General features: G+C 73.3%; 16 protein-coding genes. 11 read left to right on the top strand and 5 right to left on the bottom strand.

The window, feature by feature from the left end:
- Positions 1-116: 116 nt before the first annotated feature.
- Genes E2B92_RS07945 through E2B92_RS33760 form a run of 3 tightly spaced genes read left to right on the top strand, consistent with a single transcriptional unit; the run spans position 117 to position 3530 of the window.
- Positions 117-1997: a hypothetical protein gene (locus E2B92_RS07945; RefSeq protein WP_235023728.1), complete on the top strand. Its 1881-nt coding sequence runs from the start codon at positions 117-119 to the stop codon at positions 1995-1997.
- Between the two features lie 13 nt (positions 1998-2010).
- The gene (locus E2B92_RS07940; RefSeq protein WP_126889369.1) at positions 2011-2421 is read left to right on the top strand and encodes a hypothetical protein; all 411 of its coding nucleotides are present in this window, start codon (positions 2011-2013) and stop codon (positions 2419-2421) included.
- On the top strand, positions 2418-3530 hold the full coding sequence (locus tag E2B92_RS33760) for a glycoside hydrolase family 26 protein (RefSeq protein WP_185923806.1): 1113 nt from the start codon (positions 2418-2420) through the stop codon (positions 3528-3530). Before E2B92_RS07940 ends, E2B92_RS33760 begins: the two co-directional genes overlap by 4 nt.
- On the opposite strand, the gene E2B92_RS07930 is transcribed toward E2B92_RS33760, so the two are convergent.
- From E2B92_RS07930 to E2B92_RS07920, 3 genes are all read right to left on the bottom strand, one after another.
- A complete protein-coding gene (locus E2B92_RS07930) occupies positions 3505-5562 on the bottom strand; it encodes a lipopolysaccharide biosynthesis protein (RefSeq protein WP_235023756.1) in 2058 nt (685 codons plus the stop codon). The genes E2B92_RS33760 and E2B92_RS07930 overlap by 26 nt on opposite strands.
- Before the next feature lie 46 nt (positions 5563-5608).
- Positions 5609-6772: a DegT/DnrJ/EryC1/StrS family aminotransferase gene (locus E2B92_RS07925; protein ID WP_260604445.1), complete on the bottom strand. Its 1164-nt coding sequence runs from the start codon at positions 6770-6772 to the stop codon at positions 5609-5611.
- Between the two features lie 128 nt (positions 6773-6900).
- A complete protein-coding gene (locus E2B92_RS07920; RefSeq protein WP_126889144.1) occupies positions 6901-7797 on the bottom strand; it encodes an RNA polymerase sigma factor SigF in 897 nt (298 codons plus the stop codon).
- A gap of 240 nt (positions 7798-8037) precedes the next feature.
- Between E2B92_RS07920 and E2B92_RS07915 the strand changes: the two genes are divergently transcribed.
- The 6 genes from E2B92_RS07915 to E2B92_RS07890 all read left to right on the top strand — a co-directional run bounded on the left by E2B92_RS07915 (position 8038) and on the right by E2B92_RS07890 (position 13179).
- Positions 8038-8406: an STAS domain-containing protein gene (locus E2B92_RS07915; RefSeq protein WP_126889143.1), complete on the top strand. Its 369-nt coding sequence runs from the start codon at positions 8038-8040 to the stop codon at positions 8404-8406.
- 149 nt (positions 8407-8555) lie between these two features.
- The gene (locus E2B92_RS07910) at positions 8556-9125 is read left to right on the top strand and encodes an ATP-binding protein (protein ID WP_126889142.1); all 570 of its coding nucleotides are present in this window, start codon (positions 8556-8558) and stop codon (positions 9123-9125) included.
- 134 nt (positions 9126-9259) lie between these two features.
- On the top strand, positions 9260-9916 hold the full coding sequence (locus E2B92_RS07905) for a peptidase (protein WP_126889141.1): 657 nt from the start codon (positions 9260-9262) through the stop codon (positions 9914-9916).
- A 4-nt stretch (positions 9917-9920) separates the two neighbouring features.
- On the top strand, positions 9921-10718 hold the full coding sequence (locus tag E2B92_RS07900; protein ID WP_133087437.1) for a COG1470 family protein: 798 nt from the start codon (positions 9921-9923) through the stop codon (positions 10716-10718).
- The gene (locus E2B92_RS07895) at positions 10715-11770 is read left to right on the top strand and encodes a neocarzinostatin apoprotein domain-containing protein (protein WP_126886825.1); all 1056 of its coding nucleotides are present in this window, start codon (positions 10715-10717) and stop codon (positions 11768-11770) included. The genes E2B92_RS07900 and E2B92_RS07895 overlap by 4 nt, the downstream gene beginning before the upstream one ends.
- 14 nt (positions 11771-11784) lie before the next feature.
- Positions 11785-13179: a hypothetical protein gene (locus E2B92_RS07890; RefSeq protein ID WP_126886826.1), complete on the top strand. Its 1395-nt coding sequence runs from the start codon at positions 11785-11787 to the stop codon at positions 13177-13179.
- A 74-nt stretch (positions 13180-13253) separates the two neighbouring features.
- On the opposite strand, the gene E2B92_RS07885 is transcribed toward E2B92_RS07890, so the two are convergent.
- On the bottom strand, positions 13254-14774 hold the full coding sequence (locus E2B92_RS07885) for a peptide MFS transporter (RefSeq protein ID WP_126886827.1): 1521 nt from the start codon (positions 14772-14774) through the stop codon (positions 13254-13256).
- A 491-nt stretch (positions 14775-15265) separates the two neighbouring features.
- Between E2B92_RS07885 and E2B92_RS07880 the strand changes: the two genes are divergently transcribed.
- A complete protein-coding gene (locus E2B92_RS07880) occupies positions 15266-15943 on the top strand; it encodes a response regulator transcription factor (RefSeq protein ID WP_126886828.1) in 678 nt (225 codons plus the stop codon).
- Between the two features lie 30 nt (positions 15944-15973).
- Positions 15974-17245: an ATP-binding protein gene (locus tag E2B92_RS07875; RefSeq protein WP_126886829.1), complete on the top strand. Its 1272-nt coding sequence runs from the start codon at positions 15974-15976 to the stop codon at positions 17243-17245.
- Positions 17246-17261: 16 nt separating this feature from the next.
- Here E2B92_RS07875 and E2B92_RS07870 read toward each other — a convergent pair whose 3' ends face one another.
- Positions 17262-17792, bottom strand: a complete 531-nt coding sequence (locus E2B92_RS07870) for a GtrA family protein (protein WP_126886830.1) — start codon at positions 17790-17792, stop codon at positions 17262-17264.
- Between the last annotated feature and the right edge of the window lie 49 nt (positions 17793-17841).

Genomic DNA, 17841 nt, shown 5'->3' with positions numbered 1-17841 from the left:
GACCCGTCAGGGCGGGCGTCCTGGGTTTATCCACAAGAACCGCCAATAGCCGCCCAGATGCGAAGGACATTCCTATACTTCGCTGAAGCGGCCACATTCGTGGGGGGAGTGGCACCGTGCAGCAGCAGCAACGCGCGCCCGTGCCGGTCGCGGACGGGCCGGCCGGTGAGGAGCGGACGGACGCCCGCTCCGGCGCGCCCCCGCCCGAGCACAGCCGCCGCCACCTGCCCTGGCAGACCGTCCTGAGCTGGCTGCCGCTGCTCCTGGCCGCCGCTTGCTGGGCGTACGCCCTGCCGCGCACCGGCTTCCGCGACATCGGGGACTACGGGCTGCTCGACCGGTTCCCGCCGGCCTACTACGCCGCGCTCGCCGCCCTGACGGCCGGGTTCGTGGTCACGCTGCGCCGCGCGGGGACGGCGCCACGGTGGCCGGCGGCGTACTGCGTGGCGATGCTGGTGGCGCTCAAGGCGCCGCCCGCGGTGCTGTACGACGGCGTCCGGTACGCGTGGGCGGCCAAGCACGACGAGGTGATCACCCGGCTGCTGGCCCAGGGCACGGTCCACCCGTACACCGAGCTGTCGGGCGGCATGGCGGCCTACGACCAGTGGCCCGGGTTCTTCTCGCTGAACGCCGCGCTCGTACGGGCCTTCGGCGTGGAGGCCGCCGCCTCCTACATCAACTGGGCGCCGGTCGCCCTCGGCCTGCTGACGCTGCCCGTGCTGGTGCTGATCTACCGCACCTTCAGCGACGACTGGCGGCTGGTGTGGACCGGGGTGTGGATCTTCCAGCTCGCCAACTGGGTGGGCCAGGACTACCTCTCCCCGCAGGGCTTCTCCTACCTGCTCCACCTGACCGTCCTCGCCGTCGTCGTACGCCACTTCGTACGGCCGGGCTCGGCCGGGCCGCTGCGCGACCGGGCGCGGCTCGACCCGGCGGCGGCGACGGTCCCGCCGCCGACCGGGAGGCGGCAGCGCGCGGTCTGCGTGCTCTTCCTCCTCCCGCTCCTCGCGGCCATCAACGCGTCCCACCAGCTCACACCCGTGATGCTGTGCGCCACGCTGTTCGTCCTGTGCCTCACGCGCCGCTACCGCAACATCGGGCTGCTCGCCGTCGCCGGCGTCCTCATGCTCGTCTGGGATCTGACGATGGGCCGTGTGCTCTTCCTGGAGACCCTGAGCACGCTGCGCGACTCGGCCGGAGACCTGCTGGGCAACTCCCGCGCGGGGTACGCCGGTGAGCCCACCGGGCCCGGCCCGGAGCTCGTCGGCACGGCCAACATCCTGATGGTGCTGGTGCTCGCCGCCCTCGCCGGCACGGCGGTGGTGCTGCGCCGCAAGCTGGTCCGCAGCGCCCTGCCGCTGCTGCTGGCCGCCGCCGCGCCCCTGCCGATGTTCGCCGTCAACGACTACGGCGGCGAAATGCTCTTCCGCGTCTACCTGTTCGGGCTGCCTGGTACGGCGTTCTTCGCCGCCGCCGCGCTCGTCCCGGCGGCCGGCGCCACCGGCCGCTCCGCGCGCACCGCCCGGCGGGCCGCCGCCGTCGCCCTGCCGGTGGCACTGATCGCCCTGCCCGCCGGGTTCCTGCCCTCGTACTACGGCAAGGAGGGCATGCACTACGCGCCGCCCGCCGAGGTGGCGCTGGTGAAAAGGGCGTACGACCGGGCTCCGGCGGGCTCGCTGATCCTGGCCACGACGGGGTCGTTCCCCGGCGCGTACACCCGCTACGACCAGTACGAGCGCTGGTTCTTCACCGAGCAGGAAGTGCCGGAGAACCTCACCATGCTCAAGGACCCGGCCGGGTACCTGGCGCGCGGCATCCCCGAGGGGCGCCGGGCGTACGTGATCCTCACCCCGACCCAGGAGAAGGCCGTCATCGGGGAGGGCTACCTGCCGCCCGGCGGCTTCGACCGCCTGACGGCCGGCCTCATGGGCTCGCCGCTCTTCCGCGTGGTGGAGCGGAGCGAGCACGGGCTCGTCCTGCAACACGTCCCACGGTGACAGGGAGGTCGCCATGCAGCCGCATCGTGTCCGGCTCGGCAGCACATGGCCCAGAGCGGGGCTCGCGGCCTCCGGCTGGCTCGCCCTCGGCGCCACCGCGCTGCCGGGCGGCTCGCCGCTGCGCTGGGTCCCCGTCCTGCTCTTCGTCGGCCTCGGGCCGGGGCTCGCCCTGCTCCATCCGCGGCCCGCCCGGCTGCGGCCGGGTGCCCGGCTGGAGGCCCTGGCGCTGGCCGCGCCGGTCAGCCTGTCGCTGGCCACGGTCACCGCGACCGGGCTGTTCCTGGTGGAGGGGTACTCCACCACGGCGTTCCTGGTGGCGCTGGCCGCCTTCGCGACGGTGGCCGCCGCCCTCCCCGGCGTACCGCTGCCCGCGGCGACACGTGGCGCGGCCGGACGGGCGCGACCCGACGGGCCGGACCGATGACCGGGCGGGGCGCCCGCGGGTCCCGGGCCGGCACGTACACCGCGCTGGTGCTGGCCGTCGTCGGGGCGCTGCTCGTCGGACTCGGCGTGTGGGCGGCCGCCCGGCCGGACGGCACCGCGGACGGTCTGCCGCGCGACGCCGCCTCCGGTGACGTGCCCCGGGGGCCGTGCGCGCCGACCGCCTCGCTGGAGCCCCCGTGCGGGGCCTGGTGGGGCGCCTATGTGCCGTACGCGGCGAACGGCTCCCTCAAGGACGCGGTGCTGTCGTTCGAGGAGCGGATCGGCCGCAGGCTGGACCTCGTCTACAACTACCACGACATGTCGGACACCCCGCTCGACGGACAGCTCCTCACGCCCGACGAGCAGGAACTGGGCCGCGACCGGCTGCTGATGCTGGCGTGGGAGTCCACCGTCTGGACCGAACCCCACCACGCCAACTGGACCGAGCGGCAGCTCGGCTGGAAGAACATCGCCTCCGGCGCGTACGACGAGGAGATCATCGACCCGCAGGCCCGCCGCATCAAGGCCTACGGCAAGCGCGTCTTCCTCTCCTTCGACCAGGAGACCGACTTCCGCATCAAGGAGGGCGCCGGCACCCCGGCCGAGTTCGTCGCCGCCTGGCGCCACCTCCACGACCGGTTCGAGGAACTGGGCGTGGACAACGTGGTGTGGGTGTGGACCGTGTCCGGGTACCTGGGCCACGCCGAGCAGATGAAGCGGCTCTACCCGGGCGACGACTACGTCGACTGGATCGGCATGGACCAGTACAACTACTACCTCTGCCACACGTCGGCGAACTGGCTCGACTTCGAGCGCAGCCAGCGCCCGTCCGCCGACTGGCTGCGCGCCCACGTCTCCGCCGGCAAGCCCCTGATGCTGGCCGAGTTCGCCACCGCGCCCGACCCGAGCCGGCCGCAGCGCCAGCGCGACTGGTACGCGCGGATCCCCGAGGTCGCGCCCACCCTGCCCCGGGTCAGGGCACTGGTCCACTGGAACCGGCCGGTGCCCGGCGAGGGGTGCGACCTGACCGTCAACGAGGGCCCCGCGCTGGAGGGTTACCGCCTGGCCGGCCAGGACCCGTACTTCAAGCAGCCCGTCCCGCCCCGGTAGACCGCCCCCGGCGGCGGCCCGCCACCGGAGCCACCAGGGCCACCAGTGCCGCCGCGGCCACGCCCAGGAACACCGGCAGCGCGGCCGCCGCGAACGCGTCCTGCGCCGCCCACCCCGCCACGGCCAGCACCCACACCACGCCCGCCACGACCCGCCCGTCCACCCCGAGGGCCCACAGCGCCACCGCCGCCAGGCCCAGGCACAGCACCTGGAGCACGAACGGCAGCCCGCGCAGCACCGCCTCCGGCCCGGCCACTCCCGGCAGCCCGGCCACCCCCGCGCCCAGTCGCGCCAGCACCCCCGCCCCCGGCCCGCCCGCCGCCTCCGGCCGGATGCCCACCAGCATCGGCGCCGAGTGCAGGGCCGCGACGGTCACCAGCAGCGCCGCACCGGTCAGGAGGCGACGCGGCCGCTCCAGCGAGACGGCCGCGCAGTACACGACGACCAGCAGAATCCCGGCCGTGACCGTGACCGGCGGCAGCACCTGGAGCAGCTCGGCGCCCGTCAGGCGGCTCCGCCCCGCGTCCCGGGCCCCCGCGAGCGGCACCCAGAACAGCCCGGCGGCCAGGGCCAGCAGCAGCCACAGCCACCCGGCGAGCCACCGCTCACCCCCGCCCGCGGCGGGCCCGGCCTCCCGGACGTACACGGGCAGCCCGAACGCGGGCGTCGCCGTGTCGTGCCCGCCGCCCAGCGGCGCGCCCCCGGGGTACCCGCCGCGTGCCCGGTCCCGCTCTGCCGCCCGCCGCGCCCAGTCGGTGCCGAACTCCGGCGGACGCGTCCGCCCGCGCCGCCGCCCCGGGCGCCCGGGCTCGCGCCCCAGCAGCGCCCCGCGCAGCCCCGGCACGGCCGGCAGCGCGACCACCACCATGGACAGCAGCATCGCGAGCCCCGCGCCGGCGATCCCGGCCGGGCCCATCAGCACGGCCGCGCTGCCCAGGACCAGCACGCACATCGCGCCCTGCACCGCGGCGAGCACGCCGGTGCGGCCCTGCACCCGCAGGACCCCGATGTAGAGCTCCACCGCGACGCGCGGCAGGGCGGCGGCGGCCAGCAGCCGCAGCACGAGCGTGCCGTGCTCGGCGTACGCGGGCCCGAACGGCGTGAGGATCTGCGGCGCGAAGACCACCAGTACCAGCACCACCGGCACCAGCAGCAGTGCCATCCGGCGCAGCGCGCCGCGCACGCCCTCCGCGAGGCTGCCGGGGCTGTGCGAGGCGTGCGCGGTGAGCGACGAGGCCATGTTGATGGCCATGAACTCCATGGTCCCGCCGACCGTGTACGCGGTGTAGAAGTAGCCGTTGTGCGCGGAGTCGAAGCGGACCGCGACCATCACCGGCAGCAGGTTGATCATCGCCAGGCTGAACAGCGCGCCCACCGAGTCCCCGGCGAGGAACCGGCCCATCTCCCGCGGCGTGGGCGGCTCGCGGTGCCGGTCGGCGGCGGCCTGGCGCGGGATGAGCCGGCGGAACACCAGCCAGCCCAGCGGCAGGACGGACAGCGCGATGGCGGCGGCCCACGAGACGAAGACGCCCAGGACCGGCAGCGCGCCCGCGAACGCGACCAGCAGCAGCAGCTTCCCGGTGGAGAAGACCGCGTTCCCGACCGGCACCCACACCGCCTTGCGCAGCCCGGTCAGCACACCGTCCTGGAGCGTCAGCAGCGCCCACGCCACGCACGCCACGGTGAAGAACACCCCGGCGGCCGGCCCCCGCAGCGGCGCGTACGACGGCCCCCACAGGTCCAGGGTGGCCAGGAACGCGACGCAGGCCACGGCCACCACCAGCGAGCTGACCGCGTACGCCCGCCACACCAGCGGCCCGGTCGCCCGCCCGGCCCGGGGCACGTACCGCACGACCGCGCCGATCATGGTCGTGGCGGTGACCGAGGAGAGCAGCCGCATGGCGGCGATGGCGGCGGAGCCCTGCCCGACGGCCTCCTCGGTGTAGTAGCGCGCGGCGACCAGCCAGAAGCCGAGGCCGAGCGCGGCGGAGACACCGGTGGAGAGCATCAGGGCGTAGGCGTTGCGGAACATCGAGTCGCCGCTGGGCCGCGCGGCGGTGGCGGGCCGGACCGCCGTGTCAGTCACCGTACGGCGGTGCGGGCCGGGCGCCCGAGGCGCGCAGGACGCCGAGGGTCACGTCCGCCCGCAGCGGGTCGGCGGGCAGGGCGTGGCGGGCGAACCAGCGGGCGGCCTCCGGCGCGGGCGACACGTCGGTGAAGGGCGCGCCCGCGTAGTCGTCCAGCGGCGGGTCGTACAGGTAGCCGGTGGTGACGCGGGCGCGGGCGAGGGCGGCGATGGCCGCGTCCCGGTCGGCGACCAGCAGCGGGACGCGGAACAGCGGCTGGACCGGGCCCGTCGCCAGGGCCCAGGGCGTCGCGAGCAGCTTCTCGGTGCCGGCGCGGTGGGCCGCGAGGGTGGTGCCGAGGCGGCCGAGGAGCCGTTCGGTGCGCCGCAGCCGGACGCGTCCGGGCGTGAGGCGGTAGTCGTGCATGTCGACCCGCACCCAGGGGTGGAAGGGCCCGAGGGCGGGGGCCCGGGCCGTCGCGGCTTTCAGCCCGCCCGGGCGCAGCGGCATCCGGATCTCCTGGCGTTCCACCGCGCCGAGCAGCCGCATCGCGGCGCGGGCGGCCCCGGCCAGGCGCAGCCCTCGCACGGCGGCCTCGGCGGAGGGGCGCAGCGCGTAGGCGAGTTCGGCGCCCGCGCGGGCCGGGCGCAGCAGCGCGTCGCGGGCCCGCTCCAGGCCGGCACGGAGGGCCGGGTCCCGTACCGCCAGGAAGCCGCCGGCCTTGGCGCCGGTGTGCTTGGAGAGGCTGAAGACGGACGCGTCCCCGTACGTGCCCACGGGCCTGCCGCCGATCTCGCTGCCGATCGCGTGTGCCGCGTCCTCCAGCAGCGCGATGCCCGACTCGGCGCACCGGGCGGCCAGTTGCGGGGCCGGGTCGGGGTTTCCGTACAGGTTGGTGGTCAGGACGGCGGACAGCCCGCGCCAGACGTCCTCGGGGACGGCGGCGGCGTCGATGGTGGCGTCGTGCGGTCGCAGCGGGGCCTGTACGGGACGGAGGCCGGCGGCGAGCACGACGAAGAAGATGACGTCGTCGTTGACGGGGGACATGAGCACCCGGCCGCCGGGCGGGCAGAAGTGGCGCAGCGCCACGTACAGGCCGAGCCGGCAGGACGGCACGTACAGGCACTCCCTGCCGAGGCGGGCGCGCATCGACCGTTCGAGAGCGGCGTACACCATGTGATTCCCCCCCTGAACCCCGGGCCAATGTCGCCCAATCGGGACGACCCCGTCAAGAAGGCGGCAGGACAGGCGGAAGGGCCCGTCCCTTGACGGAACGGGCCCTTCCGACGGGCCTGCCGGGGCGGTCACTCGTCCAGGGTGAGACCCTTGCGGAGCTTGCCCAGGGTGCGGGAGAGCAGGCGGGAGACGTGCATCTGCGAGATGTTGAGCTCCTCGCCGATCTCCGACTGCGTGAGTCCGGCGACGAAGCGCAGGGAGAGGATCTTCCGGTCGCGCGCCGGGAGGGAGGCGATCAGCGGCTTGAGGGACTCGATGTACTCGATGCCCTCGAGTCCGTGGTCCTCGTAGCCGATGCGGTCCGCCAGCGCGCCCTCGGTGTCGTCCTCCTCGGGCTGCGCGTCGAGCGAGCTGGCCGTGTAGGCGTTGCTCGCCGCCATGCCCTCGAGGACCTCGTCCTTGGTGATCCCGAGCTTCTCGGCCAGTTCGCCCACGGTGGGCGAGCGGTCGAGCTGCTGGGACAGTTCGTCCCCGGCCTTGGCCAGGTCGAGGCGGAGTTCCTGGAGCCGGCGCGGGACGCGTACGGACCAGGAGGTGTCGCGGAAGAACCGCTTGATCTCTCCCACGATGGTTGGCATCGCGAAAGTGGGGAACTCGACCCCTCGGCTGAGTTCGAAGCGGTCGATGGCCTTGATGAGACCGATGGTGCCGACCTGGATGATGTCCTCCATCGGCTCACTGCGGGAGCGGAACCGGGAGGCGGCGAACTTGACGAGTGCGAGGTTCAGTTCGACCAGCGTGTTGCGGACGTACGCGTACTCGTGCGTCCCTTCCTCGAGGGTGTCGAGGCGCGCGAAGAGCGTCTTGGACAGGGCCCGCGCGTCGAGCGGTTCGACCTCGTCGTACGGGGGGATGTCGGGCAGTCCGAGCTCGTCGGTCCCGAGCTGCTCGTAGGTGTCGATCTGGTGGGGCGGAGTTGCCGACGGCGCGTGGGGGGTACGCGTTTCGTCGAGCCGGGGTGACATGGTCTCCTCCATCGTTCTCGGCATATGGCCGCCGATGCCGAAAGAATGTGGCTGCGGTGTGCGGCGCCTCCAAAGCCGGCCGTGTTGGTTGTGTCCCTACTAGCCCTACCCGCTTCGCACGGATCGTTGCAAGTGTCAATTGTCCCACATGCCCGGTTTGTGGTTAAGTCTCGACTACCGGCTGCCCGACAGAAGGCGTAGGGTTCTACCGACTCAACGGCATCGGCGAAGAGGGACGGCATGGACCGCGGGACGGTCGGCAGCGCGAATCAGGGCCGACTCAAGGTCGGGGTCCGGACGGAAGGCCGCAGCGAAGTACTGACGCCGGCGGGTGAGCTCGATCACCACACCGCCGAGCTGCTGCGCGACCCGCTGGACGCCGCACTCGAACAGGGCCGCACACGCCTGGTGATCGACTGCTCGCAGCTCGCTTTCTGCGACTCCACCGGGCTGAACGTGCTGCTCGGGGCCCGCCTGAAGGCGGAGGCCGCGGGTGGAGGGGTGCATCTCGTCGGGATGCAGCCCGTCGTGGCCAGGGTGTTCGAGATCACGGGTGCGGAGGCGGTATTCACCGTCCACGACTCGCTGGAAGCGGCGCTTGCCGACTGATGCGACAAAGCGGGTGTTGTCCCGGAGCGGACGGGCAGAAGAACCCCGCGGCGACTGTACGGAGGGGCTTCACACTCTCTGTGACTGCCCTGTGGCTGCTCTGTGACGACGTAATGGCGACTTGGTGAATTCGGTGAGGTGAAGCGCTGATGGGTACCACCCAGCAGCATCCGCCGAGCGATCTCGGCCCCCAGGCGGAGGGCTCCGGCCTCGCTGCCGGTGCCGCGCTCCCGGCTGCCTCCGCCGCGTCCACCACGCCGGAGGTGAGGTCCGACATGTCAGGTGCGGCGTCCGGGGCGCCTCCCGCGGGACGCCGGACACGGCGGCTCTCGCTGGGCAGTGCCAGCGGGATCGTTCCGCTCGCCCGGGACTTCACGAGGCAGGCGCTCTACGACTGGGGCTGGCTCCCGGCGGCCACCGCCGACCGGCGGGCCGCCGCGGAGGACGTCCTGCTCGTCGTCTCCGAGCTCGTCACCAACGCGTGCCTGCACGCCGAGGGCCCCGAGGAGCTGCGCGTCTCGCTCGACGCCAAGGTGCTGCGGCTGGAGGTCGAGGACCGGGGCGCCGGTCAGCCGGCACCGCGTCAGCCGCACCGGGCCGGCCGGCCCGGCGGGCACGGCATGTTCATCGTCCAGCGCCTCTGCCTCGACTGGGGCGTCGTCCGGTCCACCGGCATGCCGGGCAAGACGGTCTGGGCGGAGCTCGCGGCACCCGCCTGACACCGGCGGGCGGTTGTCCGGCGGTACTCATGGAGCACGGCGATACGCCGTGCTCTTTCTCTTCCCTCCCCAACGTCACCGGCGTACCTTGAGCGCCAATCTGATGAGCCGTCAGACATTGGGGTGATCTCGAGGTGTCATACCAGAAGCGGACGACTCCGGCGCTGGCGGCGGCGCTCACGGGTGCGTTGGTGCTGCTCGCCGCTCCCGCGGCCCACGCCACCGTCGTGGACGTGGACTACGCGTGCCGGACGCCGATCGGGCCCAAGGGGGCGGTGTCGCCCATCGACATCACGAGCGTGCGGAGCGGCAGCGGACACAAGCTCACCATGACCTTCCGCAAGGGCGTCTCCTCCAGCCCGGTCGAACTCGGCAAGGGGGCCATGAGCCCGAGCGCGGTCATCCGGATCGGCGGCGCGGACAGCGGGACGCTCACCGTCACCGGACCGCCCAACGCCGAGGCCATCCCCGCCAACACCCCCATCAAAATCAGTGACCTGACGGGTACGTACACCCCCCGCAAGAGCGGCAAGGTCACCTTCACCGCCGGGGTGCTGACCATCAAGGCACTCGGTACGACCACCACGTGCACGCCCAAGAACGACCCCAAGCCGTCACTGGAGCTGGACGTCACGGCGCCGGGAGCGGCCACCGCGCCGTCCGGGACCGGGCAGTTGCCCCGGACCGGGCCGCTCGACTCCGCGGTCGCGCTCGGCACGCTCGGCGGCACGGTGCTGCTCACCGGCGCGGCCGGGGCGCTGTGGCTGACCCGCCGGACCCGCCGGGTGTGATCGCGTGCGCGCCCGCGCCGTGGCCGCCGCCCTCACCGCCGTACTGGTCCCGGCGACGCCCGCCGCGCCCGCCGCTTCCGCCGAGCCCGTGGCGGCCGAGGGCCGGCCGTACCTCTACCTGGAGGGGCCGCCCGGCACCGTGCTCCAGGACACCCTCTCCCTCACCAACCCCGGCCGCCGGCCGCTCACGCTGCGGCTGCGCGCCACCGCACCCTGGGTCGCCTTCGCGGCCAACCCGGTGACCGTGCCGCCCCGCACCCGCGCCGACGTGCCGTTCTCCGTCACCGTCCCGCCCGACACCCCGCCCGGCGACCACACGGGCGCCCTGCTCGCCAAGGGCGGGACCGGGGGCGACGTGACCGTGCCGGTGCGGCTGCGGGTGGGCGGGCCGCGACTGGCGGCGCTCACCGTCGAGGACGTCCGGATCACGGGCGAGGCCATCCACTACACGCTGGTCAACCGCGGCAACACCGTTCTCGAACCACGGCTGGCGGTACGGGCGGAGGGACTGTTAGGTGAGGTGCTGCACCGCCCGGAGCGCCCGCTGCGGCTGGAACTGCGGCCGGGCCGGCGGGTGGGGCTGAGCGAACCGTGGGCGGGCCGGGACCGCCCGGCCCTGGACCGGGTCACCGTCCGGCTGGACGCCACCGCCGGGGACGGCACGCGGGCGGGGGCGGAGGCGACCGGCACCTTCGGCACCCGGTGGGCGGGCGGGGCGTCGGCGGCCGCCGTGGCGGCGGCGGGCGCGGTGACGTGGCGGACACGGCGCCGGGGACGCGGGGCGAGGGGAGCGGACGGGTGAGGGCGTACCGGTGGGCGGCGGCCGTACTGGCGGCCTGCGTGCTCCTCGTGCCGGCCGCGCCGGCCGCCGCCGTCGCGCAACGGGAGGCCGGCCCCGCCGTGGCGCAACGGGAGGCCGGCCCCGCCGTGGCGCTCTCCCGCCCCGAGGCGGCCGAGGGCGCCGCGATCACGGTCACCGGCACCGGGTGGCGCCCCCGGACGCTGCTGACGCTGCTGGTGTGCGGCCAGAACATGCGGGGCGGCACCAACACCTGCGCCAACGCCCACGGGCGGGCCGTCACCACCGGCGCGGACGGCGCCTTCACCCGCGCGCTCCCGGTCGCCGCGCCGCCCCGGCCGTGCCCCTGCGTGGTGCACGTGGCGACCGTCACCGGCGGCCCGGCCACGGTCGACGCCCCGCTGCGGATCACCGGCCACCCGGTCGCCCCGCTGCCCGAACCGTCCGGCGACGGACGGCTCGCCGTGCTGGCCGCCCCCCGGCTGGAGGGGGCCGACGGCGTCCTCGTCACCTTCGGCGCCCCGGCCCGCCGCCGGGTGGTCCTCACCGTCGGCAACCTCGGTACCGCACCGGTCAGGGACCCCGTCTTCCAGGTCGGCACCGCCCACGGCGTGTACGCCCCGCAGTGGGAGGAGCGGCAGTGGCGCGGCACCGTCCCGCCGGGCCGCAAGGCGCTGGTGGAGCTGCCGGTCCAGCTCCCGGCGGGCGCGCACGGCGACTACCAGGTGTCGGTGAGGTACGGCGGCAAGGTCCTGGCCGAGCAGCCGTGGCGGGTGGGGCGGCCCTGGGGCGTGACGCTCTTCTGGGTGCTGCTCGCCGTGGTCGTCCCGGCCGGGCTGTACCGCGCCGCGATGGCGGTGGTGGACCACGTACGCCCTTGGGACCCCGGCCGTACCGGCCGGCCCCCACGTCCCCGCCCCGCCCGCCGCGGTCCGGCGCGCCACCGCGCCGCACCCGCCACCGGACCGGAGCAGGCCCGCACGGCCGGCCTGCCCTGGTTCGCCCCGGACTCCGCACCGTCAGAGAACCGACCGACGACGAAGGGACACTCGTGAGCACGCAACGGAGGATGAGCGCGGCCGGAGTCGCGCTGATGCTCGGCGGCGCGGGGATCGTGCTGGCCGCGGGACCCGCACGGGCGGCCGAGGTGGCCTACGCCACCGAGTGCGTCCCGCCGCCCATCTCCGGTCTGCCACCGGTGCGGGGCACGACCAAGGTGCTGATCTCCGCGCCCGCGGAGGCGAAGGTGGGCGACGAGGTGGAGGTGGTGTGGAAGACGGTCGAGGCCGCCTCCAGGAACCCGGACATCCTGGACCTGGACAAGGACACGGTCAAGCCGTCCGGCACGATCACGGTGGCGGGCGCACAGACCGCCGGCCTGGCGGTGGAGGGCCCGCGGCAGAACCCGCCGATCCCCAAGAACAGCCCGATGGTGCTGCCGGACATGAAGGGCACGCTGAAGCTGACGGCCCCCGGGGAGATCACGCTGACCCCGGGCGCGTACACCATCAACGTCTCCAAGCCGCTGTCGACGGACACCAGGTGCACCCCGAAGGAGACGGTCCGGCCGGCCCACACGATCAAGGTCACGGAGGCGGGCGGCGGCACCACCGGCGGTACGACCACCGGCGGCACGACGACCTCCGGGGGAAACGACTCCGGCGGCACGACGACGACCGGCGGGACCGACTCCGGCGGCACGACGACGACCGGTGGCGGCACGGCCTCCGGCGGCAGCAGCGGCTCCGGCGGCAGCAGCGGCTCCGGCGGCACGGCGTCCGGCGGTACGAGCGGCGGCGGTGGCGGCCCGACGGACTTCGAGGGCAAGGAGGTCTCCGTCGCGTATGCCTGCAAGACGCCCATCGGCGACAAGAACGCCACCTCGCCGGTGCGGATCAACGCCAGGCGCGACGGCGGGTCCTTCGGCCTCACCGTGAAGTTCGCGAAGTCCGTGATGGACAGCCCGGCCGACATCCCCGCCAACTCGGTCAAGCCGTCCATGGAGGTCCGGCTGGGCGGCGCGGACAAGGGCTTCGTCCCCGTCGAGGGCCCCGCCAACAAGGAGCCGATCAAGGCGGGCGACCCGATCGCGGTCCCCGACCTCACCGGCACCTACAAGCCCGGTGCCACGGGGCGGGCGACGCTCAGCCCCGGTGTCCTCACCGTCAAGGCGCTCGGCACGACCACGACGTGCACCCCGCCCGCGAACGTCGCGTTCTCGCTGGAGCTGGACACCTCCGCCCAGCCGGGCGGCGCCTCCGGCGGTACCTCCACGTCGGGCGGCACGAGCACCGGCGGCGGCTCCGCACAGGGCGGGAGCACCGGCACGAGCGGCGGCGGCCTCGCCGACACGGGCGCCGAGGACGCGGGCGCCCTGCGCGCCCTGGCGCTGGTCGCCGGCACGGTGATCCTGCTGGGCGGCGCGGTGTTCACGTTCACCCCGTGGCGGCGGCTGCGCCGCTGACACGGCGAAGGGCCGCCGTACCGGGAAAACCGGCGCGGCGGCCCTTGGCGGGGGCGTCCTCGGGGACGTACGCGTCAGTGCACGTTGCCCATCAGCGTCTGGACCTTCTTGCGGTACATGTAGACCGCCAGACCGGCGGCGGCCGCGAGCGAGGCCTCCATGGCGATGATCCCCGTGCCGTTGAGGTCGACGCCCGCGAGGGACAGCAGGCCCGTGGTGCAGTCGCCCGCGGTGACCGCGAGGAACCAGACACCCATCATCTGCGAGGCGTACTTCTGCGGCGCCATCTTGGTCGTCACCGACAGGCCGACCGGGGAGAGGCACAGCTCACCGATGGTCTGGATCATGTAGATCGAGACCAGCCACATGGGCGAGACCTTGGTGCCGTCGCCCGCCATGCCCATCGGGACGATGAAGACGAAGAAGGACGCGCCGACCAGGACCAGGCCCATCGCGAACTTCACGATGGTGTTGGGCTCCTGGTTCTTGCGGGCCAGCCACAGCCACAGCCAGGCGAAGACCGGGGCCAGCGCCATGACGAACAGCGGGTTCAGCGACTGGTACCAGGTGGCCGAGAAGGCGAAGCCGAACACGGAGTCGGCGGTCTTGGAGTCGGCGAACAGCGACAGCGTGGAGCCGCCCTGGTCGTAGATCATCCAGAAGATGGCGGCGGCCACGAAGAACCAGATGTAGCCGTTCATCTTGGACTGCTCGGTCGCCGACAGGTCCTTGTCCCGCTTGATGCGGACGAGGACGGCGACCGGGATGACCAGGCCGGCGAGGGTCAGCGGGACCAGCGCCCAGTTCAGGGTGTACGCGCCGAGGGCGACGACGACGCCGTAGAAGACGGCGATGGCCAGCACCGCGCCCGTGACCTTGAGCAGCACCGCGCGGCGCTCCTCCGGGCTCAGCGGGTTCGGGACGATGTTGCTCTTCGGGCTCAGGTGGCGCGTGCCGAGCAGGAACTGGAGCAGGCCCAGGCCCATGCCCGCCGCGGCGAGCGCGAAGCCGAAGTGCCAGTTGTGCTCCTTGCCGACCGTGCCGATGACGAACGGGGCGACGAAGGCACCAAGGTTGATGCCGATGTAGAAGAGCGTGAAGCCACCGTCGCGGCGCGGGTCCTCGGGACCGTCGTAGAGGTGGCCGACCATCGTGGAGATGTTGGCCTTCAGCAGACCCGAACCGGCGGCGACCAGGATCAGGCCGACGAAGAACATCGCCTGGCCCGGCAGGGCCAGCGACAGGTGGCCGACCATGATCACGCCACCGGCGATGGCGACCGTCTTGCGGGCGCCCCAGACGCGGTCACCGAACCAGCCGCCCGGCATGGCCATCAGGTAGACCATCGACACGTAGACGGAGTAGATGGCCGTGGCCGTGGCCGCCGTCATCGCGAGGCCGCCGCCCTGGCTGCCCGTGGCGGCGTCGGCGCCGCCCGAGACCAGGTAGTACACGAGGAGGGCGCGCATGCCGTAGTAGCTGAAGCGCTCCCACATCTCCGTCAGGAAGAGAGTGGCCAGGCCGCGGGGGTGGCCGAAGAAGGTCTTCTCGCCGCCAGCGGTACTGGCCGAGTCCTTCGTCAGGCTTGACGCCATGGTCGATCCTTGCTTGCTCGGGACGCGCTGCGCTTCGTGAGCGGTCACGCGCCCGGTGGGGGGCGGCCGGCACCGGCGCGGGTTCCGATCCGCCCCTACGCCCGGACAGGGGTCCGCCCCCGTGCGGGGGCACGGAGGCGAGAGGATCGGACGCACCGGGATCCACGCCCCGCGCGTGTCGTCACGTCACGGAGCCCGGCCCACAGGTCATTCACTGTCGTAAGACTGGCGGAACCGGCCTTGCGCAGAAAAGGGGCCTTTGGCGTGGTTAACAGCCCAAAGGTCCTGGAGTAGTGCATCAGGCGTCTCGCCACCATACGACACGACACTGCGGCATATGGAAGGACTTGAGAGATGGATCACAGGTGTCTGTGGAACCGGTGAAGCATATTTGAAGGTGTTAGCCAGGATGATCTCGCACAGACGAAGGTCGTGTTGATCATCGTGCGATCCCCCGGCGGGGCTGGTACGGCGCGGACTACCATCACCCCATGACCCGTGTACTGCTCGCCGAGGACGACGCATCCATCTCCGAACCGCTGGCCCGTGCCCTGCGGCGGGAGGGGTACGAGGTCGAGGTGAAGGAGGACGGGCCCGGCGCGCTGAGCACCGGACTGAAGGGCCACGTCGACCTGGTCGTGCTGGACCTGGGCCTGCCCGGGATGGACGGCCTGGAGGTGGCCCGGCGGCTGCGCTCCGAGGGGCTCACGGTGCCGATCCTGGTGCTGACGGCCCGCGCCGACGAGGTCGACACCGTTGTCGGGCTCGACGCGGGCGCCGACGACTACGTCACCAAGCCGTTCCGCCTCGCCGAGCTGCTCGCCCGGGTACGGGCCCTGCTGCGGCGCGGCGCCAGCGAGCCCGCCCCGGCCCCGGCCACCCACGGTGTGCGCATCGACGTCGAGTCGCACCGCGCCTGGATGGGCGAAGAGGAGCTCCAGCTCACCGCCAAGGAGTTCGACCTGCTGCGCGTCCTCGTCCGGGACGCCGGCCGGGTCGTCACCCGCGACCAGCTCATGCGCGAGGTCTGGGACACCACCTGGTGGTCGTCCACCAAGACCCTCGACATGCACATCTCCTGGCTGCGCAAGAAGCTCGGTGACGACGCCGCGAACCCCCGGTACATCGCCACCGTGCGCGGCGTGGGCTTCCGCTTCGAGAAGAGCTAGGCACCTGAGCCAGGCACGAAAGCAGGCACCGTGCGCCGCCGACTGATCAACTCCACGCTCGCCGTGGTCCTCGTCGTCATCGCCGTCTTCGGGGTCTCCCTCGTCATCGTCGAGACGCGGACCATCAGCAGCAGCGCCCAGGAGAGCGTGGACTCCGAGGCGGTCAGCCTGGTCAGCATCGTCGACAGCCGGCTCATCGGCGGCGAGCCGGTCAACCCCGACATCCTCGCCGAGCAGAGCGGCGCCCGCCGGTACGCCCTGATCGACATCCCCGGCCGCGCCCCCATCGAGATCGGCGAGCGCCCCGAGGACAGCGTCATCCGGGGCGTCGCGCAGGGGGACCGGGGCGTGACGGTCACCGTCGAGGAGTCCCGCTCCACCGTCACCCGCGAGGTCGGCCGCACCCTGCTGATCATCGGCGCCGTGGCGCTGCTCGCCGTGATCGCCGCCGTCCTCCTCGCCGTACGCCAGGCCAACCGCCTCGCGTCCCCGCTCACCGACCTGGCCGAGACCGCCGAGCGGCTCGGCTCGGGCGACCCCCGGCCCCGCCACAAGCGGTACGGCGTGCCCGAGCTGGACCGCGTGGCCGACGTCCTGGACGCCTCGGCCGAGCGGATCGCCCGGATGCTCACCGCCGAGCGGCGCCTCGCGGCCGACGCCTCGCACCAGCTCCGGACGCCGCTGACCGCGCTGTCCATGCGGCTGGAGGAGATCTCCGAGACCGACGACCCGGCCACCGTCAAGGAGGAGGCGCACATCGCGCTCACCCAGGTGGAGCGGCTCACCGACGTCGTTCAGCGGCTGCTGACGAACTCGCGCGACCCGCGCACCGGCTCGGCGATCGCCTTCGACCTCGACGAGGTGGTCAAGCAGCAGATCGAGGAGTGGCGGCCGGCCTACCGCAGCGCCGGGCGGGCCGTCGTGCGCTCCGGCAAGGTCGGCATGCGGGCGGTGGGCACCCCGGGGGCGGTCGCCCAGGTACTGGCCGCGCTGATCGAGAACTCGCTGATGCACGGCGGCGGCACGGTGGCCCTGCGCACCCGGGTCACCGGCAACCAGGCCGTCGTCGAGGTCACGGACGAGGGGCCGGGTGTCCCGCCGGACCTGGGGGCGCGGATCTTCGAGCGGACCATCAGCGGCCGCAATTCCACCGGCATCGGCCTCGCCGTGGCCCGCGACCTCGCGGAGGCCGACGGCGGGCGCCTGGAGCTGCTCCAGCAGCAGCCACCGGTCTTCGCGCTGTTCCTCAGCCGTGAGGCGCGCAGCCGCAAGGAGAAGAACGAACCCCCGACGATCCGCTAGCCGGCCGCCCCGCCGGTCAGTGACCGATCCGCTGGCGGCGCCGGGCGGCGGCCTCGGCCTCGCGCCGCTGCTCCTCCAGGAACGATTCGGCGGCGTCCTGCCCGGCCTGGTGGCCCGGCAGTGCGCGGAAGACCCAGGTGCGGTAGGACCAGAAACGGAACAGGGTCGCCACAGCGATGCCGAAGAACTTGAAGAAGTTGTTCTGCAGCGGGGTGTCCCACCCGAAGCCGTACGTCGCGGCGTACAGCACACCGTTCTCGATGACCAGGCCGGCCAGGCTGAACAGCAGGAACAGTGACAGCTCCCGCGTCCGGCGGCTCTTGTCCCGGTCCCGGTAGGTGAAGTAGCGGAAGCCCACGTAGTTGAAGGCGATGGCCACGACCGTGGCGATCAGGCTGGCCCGGACGACCGGGATCTCCGTGGTGGCCCGCACCAGGTTGAAGACCGCCATGTTCACGAGCAGCCCGAGGCCGCCGACGAGACCGAATTTGGCGATCTCGCGGACGAGCTGGTCCAGCCGCACCCGCAGTGCGCCCCGTTCACTCATGGTGATCTTTCAGCCCCGTCCGGTCGAGTGGGTCAACCAAGCCATGCTA

The sequence above is a fragment of the Streptomyces sp. WAC05374 genome, from assembly GCF_004353505.1.
In the GTDB taxonomy this organism is placed as follows: Bacteria; Actinomycetota; Actinomycetes; order Streptomycetales; family Streptomycetaceae; genus Streptomyces.
This window is presented reverse-complemented; position numbering and strand designations above follow the sequence as displayed.